The sequence below is a fragment of the Citrobacter amalonaticus Y19 genome (assembly GCF_000981805.1).
Taxonomy (GTDB): domain Bacteria; phylum Pseudomonadota; class Gammaproteobacteria; order Enterobacterales; family Enterobacteriaceae; genus Citrobacter_A; species Citrobacter_A amalonaticus_C.
Genome location: NZ_CP011132.1, coordinates 2,414,071 through 2,432,624, shown reverse-complemented (window position 1 = coordinate 2,432,624; position 18,554 = coordinate 2,414,071). Strand labels below are relative to the sequence as shown.

The window sequence follows — 18,554 nt, the reverse complement described above, 5'->3', positions numbered from 1 at the left end:
TTAAAAATCCTTAGGAGCGGATGATGTTTTTTCTAAAATATGCTGAAATTTTTCGGCGTAAGAAGCTATTAGTTCTTTTTGGTCGCTTCCGTTAATAACCTTTCTGGCATCTCTATATTGCACTTCACTATTATTGATGTACGAGGATATTTTATTTCCTGTAAAAACCCCTTCCTCCATTCCCCATACCATAATTGGCACTGCGTATTGAAAATCACCAGCCAGATCTGGTTGATTTACAAAATCATCTCCAAATTTGTCTGATGCTTTCTGGTAGTTTATTTTCCATGTCAGATGAACGCATCCTCGGCCACGATATTTATAACCATCGCCTTGATTTGTATTTCCATTGGCTATGGCTTTATCTCTTTTATTTTGAGTGTTGGCTAGCACAGGATCATATTTATTGAAATAGCTAACGCTCCCAATTTCAGCCCCTTCGCTAAAATATTCCCCAGCGGTAAAATCATAACTTTCATGTCTTGCAGTAGCAAGCATATAAGCAAGCTTGTATAAGTTGGGTTTGTAATCTTTAATGTCCCTAAAATATATATTTATGTTTTCTAATAGTTTTTTTAAATTTTCTTTTGATTTTATAGATAGTCTTGCAGAGGTTACAGGTCCGAATGACATATGTTCTTCAGTGTATATTGTAAGGAAATATTCAACGTTAATTAATTCTTCAATCTCCCTGAATACATCCAAAAACACCACCGGATGAAAATGCCACACGGCCTCATCCTTATCAAACGGCGGTACCTGACTCATCCACTCCAGGTCCGCCTGCCATTTCTCGCAGTATTTCACTTCTTCCGGGTCCATATCTTCGTAAAATCCTTCCCACCGCCCCGTCGAACGACCGCCGAACCACTCGCTGTGATGTTTCACTGTCAGCCGGTTTACCACATCCCTTACCAGCGGGTCACGCACCACCAGTGCCTGCCGGATTTCTTCTTCCGTGACTTTTCCGTCCCCGTCACTGTCCATTTCGGCCATCAGCTCCCGGTAAAAGGGCGGCACCTGTTCGTACAGCCAGTCATCTCCCTGTTCCGCTGAGCGGCTTATTGAGCCAAACGCTTCCGGCACCCAGCTTTCATACGGGCTGTAGACCATATCGCCGCTGCTGTTCTCCTCCAGCGGCTGAAAACCCAGTTTCAGTAAATCGTACTGATTCACCTCTTCAACGTCACTCTGTGGTAACCAGCCGTTCCCTGTGATGTTATACCACCACTGTTCTGATTCATCGGTGACCGGTGTTGTGGTTTCCCGCGCAAGCACACAGCGGGCGTTCAGCGTGGCCGAAGTGGCAGTGAATGCCGGGTATTCCGGTGAGGCCTGACGGGTGTATAACATTTTTCCTTTTGGCGCCAGAATGGTCCGTTGTTCTCCTTTTACCCCTTCCGGGTTGGATAAAAACACCGGCATATTCGGGTCGGCGCTCAGTACCTCAAGATGGACAAACCATTCACGGTCGACCTGACCGCTTCCCTCACCGGGAGATTCCATGCACCCCATAAATCCGACCGGTGTTCCGGCGCTGACCTTCCATTCCTCCGTTTCGCCCCCCGGAACCACTGAATCAAAAACGCCTTTTGCTTTCGCCTTCTGCATCCACACGGGCATCAGAGCCTGTATATCGCCATCAGATTCCACCAGTGCCAGGTCCAGCGTGACCCAGTACGGGTCATTTTCCACCGAGTCCTCTTTAAGCAGATGAACCAGCCCGAACGTCATCAGGGTCGTCTGATGGTTTTTCGTCACATAAAAACGTCCGGTGCGTGATGAGACAAAACGATCTCCCGCGTTAAGGCTTTTGCTGGTTATCGGCGGTGCCTGATACGTGACAGGATCCCCGCTTTCCTGACCGTCGGGAAGACCATTTTGCCCGTTGACATATTTGCGCAGCCCGATGCCGCTGTGTCCGGCTTTGATTTTATAACAGGGGGAAAGGGGGTAATCTTTTACCGGAGCCAGATGCATATACAGGCTGTAAAACTCCAGCCAGCTTTTTTCTTTTTGCGGGTCAGGCTGACACTGCGATTTCACCAGGATAAACGTGCTGCTGTAGCGGAGCGACTGCCCGTTGTAAGGTGCGGTCAGGTAATCATTGTTAATCCGGTAAGCTGCAATGGTGCCGTCGGCCATAAACTGAAGGGGAACCGGGTCTCCGGTACTGGAAGCATCCGGGTTCAGGGCGGAGAAAGGATTAGAGACGTCACTGATATGTATAGCACCGTGCCACAGTCCGTTAACGCCCAGCAGCCAGGTTCCGTGTGCTTCTCCGTCAACCAGACGCATTAGCTCATCCAGTGTGGCGAAGTCTTTTCCGTCTGTATCCCTGATGGGGTAACTTATTTTCATGTTCAGTCCTTTATCGTGAAAATCTTCCGCGCCGTTGTGGCGGTACCATGTCTTTACGGGGGGGGAGGAGAACTAAAGGTGTCCTGGACGCTTTTTCGTGGTGGCTCCGTACTTTCGGTTCCAGAACTACCATTATCCTCATCCATCAGCGCTTTCAGCACCGCCGGTTGCAGCGTCCCTACCGGCGTCCCCGGACTTCCCCCGCCGTTAAGGTTGATTCTGGGGCCGGTGATATCCACGCCTCCCGCGTGTATCACCACAAATGAAGCGCCCACTTTCAGAGTGATTTTATCGCCGCTCTCCAGTACCACGGTATCCCGTGCTTTTATCCCCAGCGCCCCCGTAATTTTTCTCGCCAGGTCGCCCTTCACCTCAAGGCTGTGTTTGCCCTGCACCAGGCTGATATGGTCGCCGGTGGTTTTGTGCTCCTGTCTGCCGTCCACCGTCACCTTACGGTCATTCGCCACGTACAGACCGTCATCGTGGCTGACGTTCACCCGCCGGTCATTCGTCACCTTCAGCGTCTGGTCGTGACGTACCGTGATGCTCCGGTCATGGGCCACCGTACTGGTCTGGTCATGTCCCACCGTTATCGCCTGGTTATTGCCGATGGTTTCGGTATGGTCCACTTTCACACCGGTGGAGCGGTTGTTCAGCACCTCCGTATCCATGTTCTTCTGTGCATGGATATAGACCTGCTCCTTGCCGGTCGCATCGTCAAATTTCAGTTCATTAAACCCGCTGCCCTTGTAGGTTTTTGACCGGATGGTCATCTGCGTCTTCGTACCCGGCAGACTTCCCGGTGAACGGTTATCCTGGTGGTAGGTGCGGCCCATCACTATCGGCTGGTCCGGGTCGCCGTTGAGGAAGTCCACGATGACCTCCTGGCCCACGCGCGGTATCGCCAGGTTACCGAAGCCGGTTCCCGCCCATGCCTGCGACACCCGCACCCAGCACGAACTGTCCTCGTTTCCCGGACAGTAACGGTCCCAGTGAAAACGTACCCGCACCCGGCCATGCTCGTCGCAGAAGATTTCCTCGCCCGCCGGGCCGGTGACGATGGCGCTCTGGGGACCATCCACGCAGGATTTGGGCAGGGGAGGGACGCGCCAGGTTCTGTCTGCCGGAATGACGCTGAACCGGTTAGACAGCGTGGTGCCTTTGCCCTGACTGCCGTGCAGCGCCTGCGGTTGCTCACCCGTCAGGACGCTGTTCACCACCTGCCATTCCCGGTTCAGCGTGTCAGAAGGATGCCCGGTCAGGGTGAAACGTTTTCCCGGCCATAACTGGGGGGAGTTGCTGCAACCTGTCGCGGTCTCTGCATTATGCCGCCAGCCGTCCATCTGATAGCGGGCAAAAGCCTGCCCGTGCTGCTCATCCTTGAAACGTCCCGGATAATCGAAGATTTCATACTGCGTGAGCTGACCGTTCAGGTTTTCGCCGTCGCGGTTGTAATAGCCCGGCCAGCCCGGTGTTTTGAAGGTGTAGTCCTGAGTCTCGACGGAAGACGGTCGTATCTGCGCCTGATAGCGGAACTGGCTGATGCATTCTGTGGAGACCTCTGTTGTGGTGTTCGGGTTAAACGGCATCTCTCCCGAACGCGGCACCCCGGCGACATCGTCGCACAGCACGAGTTTTTGCTCCGGCCCTTCCTGCGGGTGCCAGTCAAAAAAGAAGATACCTTCCTCTGACCACAGGCGCGTCAGGAACGCGAGGTCGGTTTCACCGTACTGGACGCAGAACTCGCGTGCCGGATGCGGCTCATAAAACACCGGGGTCCATTCAGTGATGCCGTTTTCAGTGAGCAGGGTGGAGGAGATAGTCCGGATATCCTGCTGCTGGAAGATGCGGAAGTTCTGCCGCAGGGCACCGCGCCAGAGGGGAGGGACAATGGTGAGGTGGTAGCGCATCTGCCAGTGGTTATTTTCACCGGGGGTGACTTCACTGATGATACCGCTGACGTAACGCTGTGCCACGGAGCCCTGCCAGATGGTCAGTACGGCATTTTTTTCGAGAAAGTCGGTCGCCACCAGGTCAGGAAGGCCGCTGGCGATATCCACCTTAAGCAGAAAGGGGGCTGAGTAATGCTGAGCCAGACGAAAGCCCACCACCGCGGTGGCCATTTCCATCAGTCCGTCAACTTCCAGCGTAAAACGCAGTCCCTGCAGTGACATGAAGTTATCTCCGTGACATATCATCCGAAAAGTACCATACGCCTGCTCAGGATGGATGCGGAGAGAGATAACCTGGTTTAACTGAAAAATAGGAAAACGTTTAGAAAGGATATGAAGCATCGTTATGATGCGATTTTCACCAGGAGAGAGTGCAAGGAAAGGGGGAAATCAGTTAAAGCTAAAGAGGGGAGAGCCTGTAAATAATTCTGTGTAACTGCCACCGTGCTAAAGGAGATCGCTCAGGCGGTCACCGAACTCGATAATAAAACGACTCATCGCCTGCCGCCAGTTCTGGATCAGCATACTCCATTTTTTCGATGCTGCCTGTATTGCCAGATAGACCACTTTACGTACCGGGTCATCCGTCGGGAACACTTTGCGCTTTTTGACAGCCGCACGGATCACTCTGTTCAGCGACTCGATGGCGTTTGTGATGTAGATAACGGTTTTGGCGGAGTAACCGTTGCGGGAATTCGTGCCGGATTTGGGCTGATTTTTCTCATAGCCGAGATAGTGAGTCATTTCAGCGTTGAGAGCAGCCTCAACGCTGATTTTCTTCAGCAGGCGATCGAACTGGCTGAGATCTTCAGGGGTTTTGAGATTTTTTGGCCAGTTCATTGGCCAGAGCCTGCAACTGTTTTTCATCCACAAATTAACCTTCATTTGATGTTGGATTGAACATATCAAAATCAGGCAATTACACAATCTCGTGTACAGGCTCAAAAAAAGCGTTCCTGATATCACTCCGGAGAACAACATTGCGGGTCGCGTAAAGTGATCCGCAATGTTGTTCTCCGTATATTTCAGAACCTTCAATCATCCCTGCGGCTGTGTTTCTTGCCATCGTTTTTATTGTTCGATGATTCAGAATCCACATCTGGCAGCTCCGCCGAGCGACGGAGGAAAAAATCCTCGGAGACAGAAGAAGCATAATCAACTTTCTGTATATCATGCACAAAATAGGAATACAGGGTATTTGCCGTAGAAGACGACGACATCGGCATATTTTCGTCATGATATGCGGCATGCGCAAACGTAAGAAACGTTTCTGCCCGATTAACCGCCGCATTGTAAGCCACCTCCTGTAGTTCCATTCGCCGGTCATTCGGTCGCGGACTTACCCTGAAATCATTGTGCAAACCAACCGCCACACGCTTTACCTCATCCAGCCAGCCCCAGAGTGAATCCAGTTCGGAAATTTGCGCTTTTATCGCATCCGCTTTTGTATTGGGATTAATCCCTGTTCCGGCAAGCGGGCCGTAGCCACTGATCTGTTCACGCTGAGCCAGCGACAATTCTTTATCCAGCCGCTCCCGCTCATACTGGTACATGTAGTACTGTTCGCCCAGCCAGAGAAAGTAATTATCCAGATGTTTTTCCTGTGCGGTATCGCTGAACGTGTTTTCCTTCACCTCTTTTTGATAACGGCTAACCCAATCCGTGACCGGCATTCCCTGCACGGCATCATTCATTAGAAAATAGCTGGCAATAGTTTTTGACAATACCGGCAAATCTTCAAAATCAGGAAACGGCACGCCAGCCTGACACGCGGCGTGGTACATATTGTATAACGCCACCCGGCATAGCTCTGCGCTGGGCTTCTGTTCGTCTGGCTTCAGGCCTCCGCCGATATCTTCACTACAGCCAGGCAGCAGCAACTCCTGATGTCTTTCCGCTTTTTTTGCAGCCGTATTGCCCAACAGATACAAACCACGCCAGGGACGCCGTTCATGAGCCGCCGCCAGATGCAGCGCTTTACACACCGCATCCGGCAACGGTGAATCCTGATCGATAGCTTTATCGCCCAGTACCAAACCGATCATTTTCCCGGGCATCCCCAGCCACATAAAAAAATAGTCCAGTCCATTGTTACTGCTGGCAGGCGAATGGCGCGAGCAATCAAAAAGACCGGTAAAAACGATGTCAACCGGCACATTTTTATACTGGTATTTTCCCGCTTTATTCTTCTGGCAGATCTCCTTAAGAAATTGATCCAGAAATTTACGCGCCAGCGTGGCCCCCAGATCAAAACCATAGAGTGAAACTGAAATGGTTTTGATTGTTACATTGCTGTCTTTCGTATTTTCCTTATAAAACTTCTTAAACTGTCGCTTCGCGGCTGTAAGGCGGGTAGGCTCGCCGGTCATAAAATGGGCGCTCATGACTTCGTTATCCCGCAGCCAGGGCGTGGATTCAATGCCGGCTTTCCCCAGCGCGCTAAGCGCCATCTTGCCCACCCCCCTGGCCCACTCCAGCGGATTATTGAGATATTCAAGGGCATTGCCCAAAACATCCGTCCACTTTTTCCCTCTGGCAATATCCATTCCCGCATCCGATACGGTATCTTTTGGCAGTTTTTTGACATCCTCCAGAAGGTTACCCAGGCTGATATCCATTACTGAATAAATTTTCTCAGCAGCATCATCATGATAAGGCGTGCCCATTCCTGAGAAATAAAAAGCATTAAAACAAACTGTAGATGTGTTTTTATCTTTATCCGGGTATGCCCGGAACAGACGGGCGATATTGCTCAGGCGGTGATCCGGCGCATCCTGATCAATATTGCGTCCAACGCCGTCAAAAAAGAAAGCAACATGCCAGACCCGTCCACAGTTACCAACATGATGGTCTTCTGCCTGCTGCGCCCGCGTGGCCGCCGAAATGGCCGATTCATCGATCATGGCTGCGCCTCCTGCCCAGTCTCATTGTTTTTCGAATAGTCTTTACGTTCCTCATACGGCGACCCTGCCCCCTCACTCCAGCCCAACAGGACCTTATCGCCAGGCAGAAAATGCACATGCAGAAAGTCCTGCCCGCGCTCTCTTTTTGGCAGAGGCATCACGGTACGATGTATTTCAGTTCTGATGCCTGCTTCATACTGTGCTCGCGTATAATCGACCGTCCAGATAACCTCCGCTTCCTCACCCCGGATATCACCGCAGCAGGTTGTTTTCCCGCCGCCGTGCGCAAACGCATTCGCCCCCGCCATCCCGTTAACGCTAAATCCGCGAATAGGCCGGTCAATCTCGCTGTGGATCTCCAGTATCACTCCGCCTGACGGCGGCCCCCAGAGCGACATCCCCACACTCCACAGAAACCAGAGCACCGGCAGCGCTATCACACCGCCCCACACCCAGCGGCCCCAGCGGGCGTACCCGCGCGTGAGCTTTTGATCAAACTGTTCCAGTCGGCTAAAAAATCCCATTATTCGTAGTTCCCTATTGCCAGTTCGTTGATAAAGACACATCAGCGAGGAACATCACTCCGAACCGAGGTCAGACAGCGATATTTCATTTCTTTTTACCCTTTCCAGCACCGTCTGAAACTCTGCCGACCCAAGATAGTCTTTCTTGCCGTTCAGATAGCTTATTGCATAAATTTTCTGGTCCAGCGGATTCGTCAGCCCAACCTGCCGCGCCTTACTCAATGCTTTTTCCACCATGTGCCGCTGTGCGCAGGGTGGAAAGTGATTGCTGACTTTCATCGTCCGCCACTCCCTTAAAAGTACCGATACATCCTCTCTCCCCGCTATTTCTCGCCACAACGGTTCGTCAAGGGTAAGCGCTCTGCCGACAAAGTCTCTTACCTCTGAAAACGGTATAGTCAACCGTTGCCATTGTGAATCCTCCTGCACCCACCATGATTCAATCGGCGAGAACAGCAACGAGTGCCACCCCATGTCAGACCGGGCAGCCAGCTTTTTCAGTACGCGAGGGGTATAAAAACGCAGCAGGACTTTACGCTTGTCCGGTGTTTTCGCCGTGCATCCGATAGCAAGTCGGGGAGCCAGATGCAACAGCGGCAGTTCAGAAAAAATAATGCCTGCCACAGGTAACTTTTTGATGAGTATGTCGGTCAGTTCTTTTTCTTCTTCAATACACGCCAGCCACGGGCCATAAGGTGCCACCGCCTTCAGTTCCGGCAAGTGATACAAGGGAGTACATCTGTCTTCATAATGCTTCATCACCAACTGGCGCATTTCGTCAGTGAGCGCGCCGGATTCAAACAAAACAAAAACGTTGTGTTTTTTATTGCGATTTAACCAGTGTTTAACCAACTGTAGTTCTGACGACATAGCGCAGCACCCCCTCATCTCCGACCAATACACAGACAGGATGCCCGGCTATTTCAGAAACCATCTGAAGTAATATTGCTATGCCCATTAGTTAAACTTCCTCTACTACAGCATCGTCAGCGCTTATGGCATTCAGTAAGCACTCAACACAGATTTTCCCGAGCGGATTTTCCTGCTCCCCACCCGTCGTATCATTCTGTTCAGGCTTACCACCATCGCTATCGCCATCATCCACCAACGCCTTCAGCACCGCCGGTTGCAGCGTCCCTACCGGCGTCCCCGGACTTCCCCCGCCGTTAAGGTTGATTCTGGGGCCGGTGATATCCACGCCTCCCGCGTGTATCACCACAAATGAAGCGCCCACTTTCAGAGTGATTTTATCGCCGCTCTCCAGTACCACGGTATCCCGTGCTTTTATCCCCAGCGCCCCCGTAATTTTTCTCGCCAGGTCGCCCTTCACCTCAAGGCTGTGTTTGCCCTGCACCAGGCTGATATGGTCGCCAGTGGTTTTGTGCTCCTGTCTGCCGTCCACCGTCACCTTACGGTCATTCGCCACGTACAGCCCGTCATCGTGACTGACGTTCACCCGCCGGTTATTTGTCACCTTCAGCGTCTGGTCGTGACGCACCGTGATGCTCCGGTCATGGGCCACCGTACTGGTCTGGTCATGTCCCACCGTTATCGTCTGGTTGTTGCTGATGGTTTCCGTGTGGTCCACTTTCACATCGGTGGTGCGGTTGTTTAGCACCTCCGTATCCATGTTCTTCTGTGCATGGAGATAAACCTGCTCTTTCCCGGTCGCATCGTCAAATTTCAGTTCATTAAACCCGCTGCCCTTGTAGGTTTTTGACCGGATGGTCATCTGCGTCTTCGTACCCGGCAGACTTCCCGGTGAACGGTTATCCTGGTGGTAGGTGCGGCCCATCACTATCGGCTGGTCCGGGTCGCCGTTGAGGAAGTCCACGATGACCTCCTGGCCCACGCGCGGTATCGCCAGGTTACCGAAGCCGGTTCCCGCCCATGCCTGCGACACCCGCACCCAGCACGAACTGTCCTCGTTTCCCGGACAGTAACGGTCCCAGTGAAAACGTACCCGCACCCGGCCATGCTCGTCGCAGAAGATTTCCTCGCCCGCCGGGCCGGTGACGATGGCGCTCTGGGGACCATCCACGCAGGGTTTGGGCAGGGGAGGGACGCGCCAGGTTCTGTCCGCCGGTATCACCTGAAAATTATTGTCCATTGTGGTGCCTTTGCCCTGACTGCCGTGCAGCGCCTGCGGCTGCCCGCCCGTCAGGACACTGCTCACCACCTGCCATTCCCGGTTCAGCGTGTCAGAAGGATGCGCGGTCAGGGTGAAGCGTTTTCCCGGCCACAGCTTCGGTGAGTTGCTGCAACCTGTCGCGGTCTCTGCATTATTCCGCCATCCATCCATCTGATAGCGGGCAAAAGCCTGCCCGTGCTGCTCGTCCTTGAAGCGTCCCGGATAATCGAAGATTTCATACTGCGTGAGCTGACCGTTCAGGCTCTCACCGTCGCGGTTGTAATAGCCCGGCCAGCCCGGAGTCTTGAAGGTGTAGTCCTGAGTCTCTACAGAAGACGGTCGTATCTGCGCCTGATAGCGGAACTGGCTGATGCATTCTGTGGAGACCTCTGTTGTGGTGTTCGGGTTGAACGGCATCTCTCCTGCCGGAGACACTCCGGCGACATCGTCGCACAGCACGAGTTTTTGCTCCGGCCCTTCCGGCGCGTGCCAGTCAAAGAAGAAGATACCTTCCTCTGACCATAATCGCGTCAGAAATGCGAGGTCGGTTTCACCGTACTGGACGCAGAACTCGCGTGCCGGATGCGGCTCATAAAACACCGGAGCCCATTCAGTGACGCCATTTTCGTTCAACAGGGTGGCAGAAATGGCGCGGATATCCTGCTGCTGGAAGATGCGGAAGTTCTGCCGCAGGGCACCGCGCCAGAGGGGAGGGACAATGGTGAGGTGGTAGCGCATCTGCCAGTGGTTATTTTCACCGGGGGTGACTTCACTGATGATACCGCTGACGTAACGCTGTGCCACGGAGCCCTGCCAGATGGTCAGTACGGCATTTTTTTCGAGAAAGTCGGTCGCCACCAGGTCAGGAAGGCCGCTGGCGATATCCACCTTAAGCAGGAAGGGGGCTGAGTAGTGCTGAGCCAGACGGAAGCCCACCACCGCGGTGGTCATTTCCATCAGTCCGTCAACTTCCAGTGTAAAACGCAGTCCTTTTAAAGACACGGGTACCTCCCTGGTACAGATAAAACTTATCTTATGGGAACCGGTAATGTGACGGAGGAGAAAGCAGGCCGATCGCGTAATTCCGGAAAAATGATAAGCATGATTACTGCATGAAACGAAATACTCCCTTTTTGCATTATTTTTTTTGACTGATATCAATGGGGCGAGTCAACAGGCAGAATATTTATTAAGCACTGATTGCATATTGTTCAATATATTTTCTGTCTGGATGCTTTTGCTTTTGATATTCACTTTGCGATTGAGTTTAACGACATCCCGCATTTTTAAAATCTCATGTTCTGTTATTTTTTTACCACGTCACCATCACTTTAAAATCTATTTCAGGTAGGGGCAGGGTTGCTTTCTCTGCCATACGCTGTTGCGCTGGGCGGCGTGAAACTGATCAACGCCGTGCAGGATGTCTATCTCAATAGCAAAGTGACGATTGCCTGATGTCATTCATTCCTCTCTCGCTGCGGAAGAGGAATGACTATTACGACTTCAACGAAATAAAGGGCAGTTTGGCGGCAGCGTAACGCGTTGGACAGGAGCTTAATGTGACATTGTTGACCGCTGAGCGGTTCACCGTCTCATTCGTTTTCCTTTTTGGCACCAGAACGGTCCGTTTTTCACCTTTCACTCCTTCCGGGTTGAATAAAAACACCGGCATATTCGAGTCGGCACTCAATACCTCAAGATGGACAAACCATTCATGGTCGATCTGACCGTTTCCCTCGTCGGGAGATTCTACAGATTAGATACTTATGTCTATTTTTTAAGGTCAAAGCTATCAGGCTTAATCCAATATAAAGAACTTTTGCCAGATTGTGATGTATAATTTATTTGATAAAAATCTCCATCTTCTGACATATCTGTAAGTATAAAGGTATCACCTTTAATTAAATATGACTTGATTTTTTTATGCTCATCTGATTGAGAATATAAAGAGGATTTTTGAACTGTAATCACGCCTTTCAAAGGTTTTCTTGAGGAGTAGTTATCACCTCCTGACAATAATTCTGTGTGATTTTCAATGCCATTTTTATAATATTTTCTTTTTATTTGCTGACAATCCGTACAAGAATCAGAAAACAGTAATGTCCAGTGTTTACCTGACGAAACCAGGTAAACATCATCAAACCACATTCCTTGATCTCTATAGGAACTTACAACATTACCATTGATTTCAGACACATTGCATACGCTCCCAGACTCGCCAGCAGAGGGGGCGCTTTCTATTTTATTATCATCGATCTTAAAAACTACAGAACATTTATTCACATCATTTCTGCTGCTAAGAAAAAGATATCTATTATTGTTGATTTCTTTAATTTCAATATCTTCATAACCTTTCGATATAAATTTTTGAGTGGATGCTGGCAACATTAGACCATTGCATGACTTTATAGTGCATTCACCTGCATAGCTATTTACACTGATACTAATCACACTAAGTGTGATTAGTATCATGACTTTTGTAAGTGCCATCAATCTAATCCCCATTCTTTTTTAATTGCATTAAAATAAACTTTTCTTTCAGACAAACCTCTTTGCCCACCATTGACTGCTAGCGTAACCAATTCAACATTATTATTTTCATTGTCAATTAAAATATTGATATCTCCTTTGGCATCATACTTCTTATGGATACCACCATTATTTCGCCAAAACCAGCAAGATGCTTTAATTGCGTTATTCATTATGGTTGCCACCAAGTCAGAGTTATTAACACAATCAACGCCTGAATGGTTAGAGAAACGCTGATAATTCTTTTTCCATGTCAACTGAATTAACCCTCGACCTTTATAACGAGGCCCATCGCCTATAACCGTGTTTCCATTTTTAATTGCATCCGGATGCTGTCCCGGATCATAGTTATGGCCTGATCCAAACTCTAAGGTTGTATCGAAATGAGCGGATTCATGTAAACATTGAGAAAGAAAATGAGCCTTGTGGTAGGCGCCAGTAATGCCATATTCTATTAATTGCTCATTGAACTGGCTCACGAAATTATTTTTATCAAACTCATAAACGTCTGGATAATTATTTTTAAAGTGTTCGGAAAATTCTCTCCCACCTCTTTTTCCGGTAAACCAAGGATTGGTATGCCCTAATAATTTTTCAATCAATTCAACGGTGATTTCATACTCTCCACCCTCTTTGATTGCATCCAAAAATACCACCGGATGAAAATGCCATACGGCCTCATCCTTATCAAACGGCGGCACCTGACTCATCCACTCCAGATCTGCCTGCCATTTCTCGCAGTATTTCACTTCTTCCGGGTCCATATCTTTGTAAAATCCTTCCCACCGTCCTGTAGAACGACCGCCGAACCACTCGCTGTGATGTTTCACTGTCAGCCGGTTCACCACATCCCTTACCAGCGGGTCGCGCACCACCAGTGCCTGCCGGATTTCTTCTTCTGTCACGTTTCCGTCATTGTTGCTGTCCATCGCGGCCATCAGCTCATGGTAAAAGGGGGGAACCTGTTCATACAGCCAGTCATCTCCCTGCTCCGCAGAACGGCTTATCGAACCAAAGGCTTCCGGCACCCAGCCCTCATACGGGCTGTAGACCATATCGCCGCTGCTGTTCTCCTCCAGCGGCTGAAATCCCAGTTTCAGTAAATCGTACTGGTTCACCTCTTCAACGTCACGTTGTGGCAGCCAGCCGCCCGCAGTGATGTTATACCACCACTGTTCTGATTCATCCGCGACCGGCGTTGTGGTTTCCCGCGCAAGCGCACAGCGGGCGTTCAGCGTGGCCGACGTGGCGGTGAATGTCGGATGTTCCGGTGACGCCTGACGGGTGTACAGCGCTGTGCCTTTGGATGCCAGAACCGTCCGTTTTTCTCCCTTTACCCCTCCCGGGTTGGATAAAAACACCGGCATATTCGGGTCGGCACTCAGTACCTCAAGATGGACAAACCATTCACGGTCCACCTGACCGCTTCCCTCGCCGGGAGATTCCATACATCCCATAAATCCGACCGGCGTTCCGGCGCTGACCTTCCATTCTTCCGTGTCGCCACCCGGCACCACCGTGTCAAAAACGCCTTTTGCTTTCGCCTTCTGCATCCACGCGGGCATCAGAGCCTGTATATCGCCATCCTGCTCCACCAGTGCCAGGTCCAGCGTGACCCAGTATGGGTCATTTTCCACTGAGTCCTCTTTAAGCAGATGAACCAGCCCGAACGTCATCAGAGTCGTCTGATGGTTTTTCGTCACATAAAAACGTCCGGTGCGTGATGAGACAAAACGATCTCCCGCGTTAAGGCTTTTGCTGGTTTTCGGTGGTGCCTGATACGTGACAGGATCCCCGCTTTCCTGACCGTCGGGAAGACCATTTTGCCCGTTGACGTATTTGCGCAGCCCGATGCCGCTGTGTCCGGCTTTGATTTTATAACAGGGGGAAAGTGGGTAATCTTTTACCGGAGCGAGATGCATATACAGGTTGTAAAATGTCAGCCAGCTTTCTTCTTTTTGCGGGTCAGGCTGACACTGCGATTTCACCAGGATAAACGTGCTGCTGTAGCGGAGCGACTGCCCGTTGTAAGGTGCTGCCAGGTAATCATTGTTTATCCGGTACGCGGCAATGGTGCCGTCGGCCATAAACTGAAGGGGAACCGGGTCTCCGGTACTGGAAGCATCCGGGTTCAGGGCGGAGAAAGGATTAGAGACGTCACTGATATGTATAGCACCGTGCCACAGTCCGTTAACGCCCAGCAGCCAGGTTCCGTGTGCTTCTCCGTCAACCAGACGCATTAGCTCATCCAGTGTGGCGAAGTCTTTTCCGTCTGTATCCCTGATGGGGTAACTTATTTTCATGTTCAGTCCTTTATCGTGAAAATCTTCCGCGCCGTTGTGGCGGTACCATGTCTTTACGGGGGGGAGGAGAACTAAAGGTGTCCTGGACGTTTTTCCGTGGTGGCTCCGTACTTTCGGTTCCAGAACTACCATTATCCTCATCCATCAGCGCTTTCAGCACCGCCGGTTGCAGCGTCCCTACCGGCGTCCCCGGACTTCCCCCGCCGTTAAGGTTGATTCTGGGGCCGGTGATATCCACGCCTCCCGCGTGTATCACTACAAATGAAGCGCCCACTTTCAGGGTGATTTTACCGCCGCCCTCCAGTACGACGGTATCCCGTGCTTTTATCCCCAGCTCCCCCGTAATTTTCCTCGCCAGGTCGCCCTTCACCTCAAGGCTGTGTTTACCCGCCACCAGGCTGATATGGTCGCCGGTGGTTTTGTGCTCCTGCCTGCCGTCCACCGTCACCTTACGGTCATTCGCCACGTACAGACCGTCATCGTGGCTGACGTCCACCCGCCGGTCATTCGTCACCTTCAGCGTCTGGTCGTTACGCACCGTGATGCTCCGGTCATGGGCCACCGTAATGGTCTGGTCATGCCCGCCGGCATTCTTCTTACCCACCGTCACCGTCTGGCCCAGCCCCACCGTTATCGTCTGGTTGTTGCCGATGGTTTCGGTATGGTCCACTTTCACATCGGTGGTGCGGTTGTTCAGTACCTCCGTATCCATGTTCTTCTGCGCATGGATATAGACCTGCTCTTTCCCGGTCGCATCGTCAAAACGCAGTTCATTAAACCCGCTACCCTTGTAGGTCTTCGACCGGATGGTCATCTGCGTCTTCGTGCCCGGCAGACTTCCCGGTGAGCGGTTATCCTGGTGGTAGGTGCGGCCCATGACTATCGGCTGGTCCGGGTCGCCGTTGAGGAAGTCGACTATCACCTCCTGGCCGACGCGCGGAATGGCGAGATTGCCGAAGCCGGTTCCCGCCCACGCCTGCGACACCCGCACCCAGCAGGAGCTGTCCTCGTTGCCCGGACAGTAACGGTCCCAGTGAAAGCGTACCCGCACCCGGCCATGCTCGTCGCAGAAGATTTCCTCGCCCGCCGGGCCGGTGACAATGGCGCTCTGCGGGCCGTCCACGCAGGGTTTGGGCAGGGGAGGGACGCGCCAGGTTCTGTCTGCCGGAATGACGCTAAAGTGGTTAGACAGCGTGGTGCCTTTGCCCTGACTGCCGTGCAGTGCCTGCGGTTGCTCACCCGTCAGGACGCTGTTCACCACCTGCCATTCCCGGTTCAGCGTGTCAGAAGGATGTGTGGTCAGGGTGAAACGTTTTCCCGGCCACAGCTTCGGTGAGTTGCTGCAACCGGTCGCGGTCTCTGCATTATTCCGCCATCCATCCATCTGATAGCGGGCAAAAGCCTGCCCGTGCTGCTCGTCCTTGAAGCGTCCCGGATAATCGAAGATTTCATACTGCGTGAGCTGGCCGTTCAGGTTTTCGCCGTCGCGGTTGTAATAGCCGGGCCAGCCCGGTGTTTTGAAGGTGTAGTCCTGAGTCTCGACGGAAGACGGTCGTATCTGCGCCTGATAGCGGAACTGGCTGATGCATTCTGTGGAGACCTCTGTTGTGGTGTTCGGGTTGAACGGCATCTCTCCTGCCGGAGACACTCCGGCGACATCGTCGCACAGCACGAGTTTTTGCTCCGGCCCTTCCGGCGCGTGCCAGTCAAAAAAGAAGATACCTTCCTCTGACCACAGGCGGGTCAGAAATGCGAGGTCGGTTTCACCGTACTGGACGCAGAACTCACGCGCCGGATGGGGCTCATAAAACACCGGGGTCCATTCAGTGATGCCGTTTTCAGTGAGCAGGGTGGAGGAGATAGTCCGGATATCCTGCTGCTGGAAGATGCGGAAGTTCTGGCGCAGGCCACCGCGCCAGAGTGGAGGGACGATGGTGAGATGGTAGCGCATCTGCCAGTGGTTATTTTCACCGAGGATGACTTCACTGACGATGCCACTGACATAACGCTGTGCCACGGAGCCCTGCCAGACAGTCAGTACGGCATTTTTTTCGAGAAAATCGGTCGCCACCAGGTCAGGAAGGCCGCTGGCGATATCCACCTTAAGCAGAAAGGGGGCTGAGTAATGCTGAGCCAGACGGAAGCTCACCACCGCGGTGGCCATTTCCATCAGTCCGTCAACTTCCAGTGTAAAACGCAGTCCTTTTAAAGACACGGGTACCTCCCTGGTACAGATAAAACTTATCTTATGGGAACCGGTAATGTGACGGAGGAGAAAGCAGGCCGATCGCGTAATTCCGGAAAAATGATAAGCATGATTACTGCATGAAACGAAATACTCCCTTTTTGCATTATTTTTTTTGACTGATATCAATGGGGCGAGTCAACAGGCAGAATATTTACTAAGCACTGGTTGCATATTGTTCAATATATTTTTTGTCTGGATACTTTTGTTTTTGATATTCACTTTGCGATTGTATTTAACGACATCCTGCATTTTTAAAATCTCTTGTTATGTTATTTTTTACCACGCCACCATCACTTTAAAATCTATTTCAGGTAGGGGCAGGGTTGCTTTCTCTGCCATACGCTGTTGCGCTGGGCGGCGTGAAGCTGATCAACGTCGTGCAGGATGTCTATCTCAATAGCAAAGTGACGATTGCCTAACGCAATAGCGGACAATCCGGCGGCAACCGACACCGCAAGGCGGCGGGCAGGATTTCGATATGAAACTCCTGTCCGCTCAACGGTTCACCGTCCAGATTAAAGGTAATGTCATGCGGTGCCTGGATAGTAAACCAGGCGGAGGCACCGTCGATGATGTTGGGGTTTTCCTCCTGCGGCTTCAGGGTGGAAAACAGCGCGGGCAGGATCTCTTCCCCGGTGAAAATCCGTAGTTGCAGTAGACCGTCGTTGATCAACGCATTCGGGCACAACTGCTGTCCACCGCCGGCCTGACGTCCATTACCAATTCCAATCACCAGCGCATCACCCTGCCAGTGGAAGTTTTCGCCACGGATTTCGCAGCGGTCCGGCTTTAGCGTATCCATGCGCATCAGGCCGTGAATGATGTATGACACGCCGCCCAGCGCGGCTTTCAGTTTTTCCGGTGTTTCAGTGGTGATGCGTGTGCCAAAGCCGCCGGTCGCCATATTGATAAAACAGGTCTTATCGTTGACCTGCGCCATATCAATCTCAATGGCGTTGCCGACAATCGCCAGCTTCAGCGCCTTATCCAGCTCAACAGGGATCCCGACGCTGGTGGCAAAATCATTGGCGGTGCCCAGCGGCAGGATGCCGAGCGCCGGAATATCAGGACCCTCACAGTGAATCAGGGCCGTCGACACTTCGTTAATCGTGCCGTCACCGCCGCCTGCGATCACCGTTTCAACGCCCAGACGGCGGGCCTCTTCGACATAACGTTCTGCATCGCCTTTTTCCCAGGTGACGCGAACGTGAATTTCAACGCCTTCGTCGCGGAGCAGCCCAATGGCTTCCCGCAGTACGGGGTTATCTGCACTTTTACCATTCAGAATCAATACGCTGGAGGGGAAATGATCCATTCCTTCTTTGCCCGTTTGTTTTTGAAAGACCTGAAGAAAGTGTATAGCAGAAACGAAAAAGGGAGGTCAGAACAGGACTAAAATACGCACACAATATACTATTTTTGCAAACTAAATCGCGGTACAGAAAGGCGGCAAATGAACGAATCCCTGGGAGTATAGAATTACTATGTGGCCAGGGTGAGTGAGTGCAGCCAACGCATCAGTACCGCGATTTAGGCCGCAAAAAAAATAAGCCTGCGTAAGGGAGATTACGCAGGCTAAGGAGGTGGTTCCTGGTACAGCTAG

10 protein-coding genes and 2 pseudogenes are annotated in these 18,554 nt (G+C 51.7%); all 12 read right to left on the bottom strand.

The features are described from left to right. Window positions 1–2,361, bottom strand: coding sequence for a hypothetical protein (locus tag F384_RS11215; protein WP_162200242.1), 2,361 nt, complete (start codon window positions 2,359–2,361; stop codon window positions 1–3). Between the two features lie 53 nt (window positions 2,362–2,414). Then, window positions 2,415–4,535 (bottom strand): type VI secretion system tip protein VgrG, encoded by a 2,121-nt coding sequence (gene tssI / locus F384_RS11210; protein WP_080949928.1) that lies wholly within the window; start codon window positions 4,533–4,535, stop codon window positions 2,415–2,417. Window positions 4,536–4,760: 225 nt separating this feature from the next. Beyond that, a pseudogene (locus F384_RS30770) lies at window positions 4,761–4,985 on the bottom strand (transposase); the annotation flags it as partial. Beyond that, window positions 4,974–5,184, bottom strand: a pseudogene (locus F384_RS30765) (transposase); the annotation flags it as partial. The pseudogenes F384_RS30770 and F384_RS30765, both read right to left, overlap by 12 nt. 163 nt (window positions 5,185–5,347) lie before the next feature. After that, the gene (locus F384_RS11200; protein WP_046481540.1) at window positions 5,348–7,216 is read right to left on the bottom strand and encodes a phospholipase effector Tle1 domain-containing protein; all 1,869 of its coding nucleotides are present in this window, start codon (window positions 7,214–7,216) and stop codon (window positions 5,348–5,350) included. Next, complete coding sequence (locus tag F384_RS11195) at window positions 7,213–7,740, bottom strand: DUF3304 domain-containing protein (RefSeq protein ID WP_046481538.1); 528 nt, start codon at window positions 7,738–7,740, stop codon at window positions 7,213–7,215. The genes F384_RS11200 and F384_RS11195 overlap by 4 nt, the downstream gene beginning before the upstream one ends. Before the next feature lie 54 nt (window positions 7,741–7,794). Further along, complete coding sequence (locus tag F384_RS11190) at window positions 7,795–8,592, bottom strand: DUF4123 domain-containing protein (RefSeq protein WP_226991645.1); 798 nt, start codon at window positions 8,590–8,592, stop codon at window positions 7,795–7,797. Window positions 8,593–8,701: 109 nt separating this feature from the next. Beyond that, window positions 8,702–10,873 carry a type VI secretion system tip protein VgrG gene (gene tssI / locus F384_RS11185; protein WP_046481535.1) on the bottom strand — a complete coding sequence of 724 codons (2,172 nt, stop codon included), beginning with the start codon at window positions 10,871–10,873 and terminating at the stop codon, window positions 8,702–8,704. A gap of 768 nt (window positions 10,874–11,641) precedes the next feature. Next, the gene (locus F384_RS11180) at window positions 11,642–12,361 is read right to left on the bottom strand and encodes a hypothetical protein (RefSeq protein WP_046481533.1); all 720 of its coding nucleotides are present in this window, start codon (window positions 12,359–12,361) and stop codon (window positions 11,642–11,644) included. Then, window positions 12,361–14,703: a glycoside hydrolase family 19 protein gene (locus F384_RS11175; protein WP_046481532.1), complete on the bottom strand. Its 2,343-nt coding sequence runs from the start codon at window positions 14,701–14,703 to the stop codon at window positions 12,361–12,363. The genes F384_RS11180 and F384_RS11175 overlap by 1 nt, the downstream gene beginning before the upstream one ends. Before the next feature lie 10 nt (window positions 14,704–14,713). Further along, window positions 14,714–16,918: a type VI secretion system tip protein VgrG gene (tssI, locus tag F384_RS11170; protein ID WP_080949927.1), complete on the bottom strand. Its 2,205-nt coding sequence runs from the start codon at window positions 16,916–16,918 to the stop codon at window positions 14,714–14,716. Between the two features lie 448 nt (window positions 16,919–17,366). Further along, window positions 17,367–18,266: a lipid kinase YegS gene (yegS, locus tag F384_RS11165; protein WP_046481530.1), complete on the bottom strand. Its 900-nt coding sequence runs from the start codon at window positions 18,264–18,266 to the stop codon at window positions 17,367–17,369. Between the last annotated feature and the right edge of the window lie 288 nt (window positions 18,267–18,554).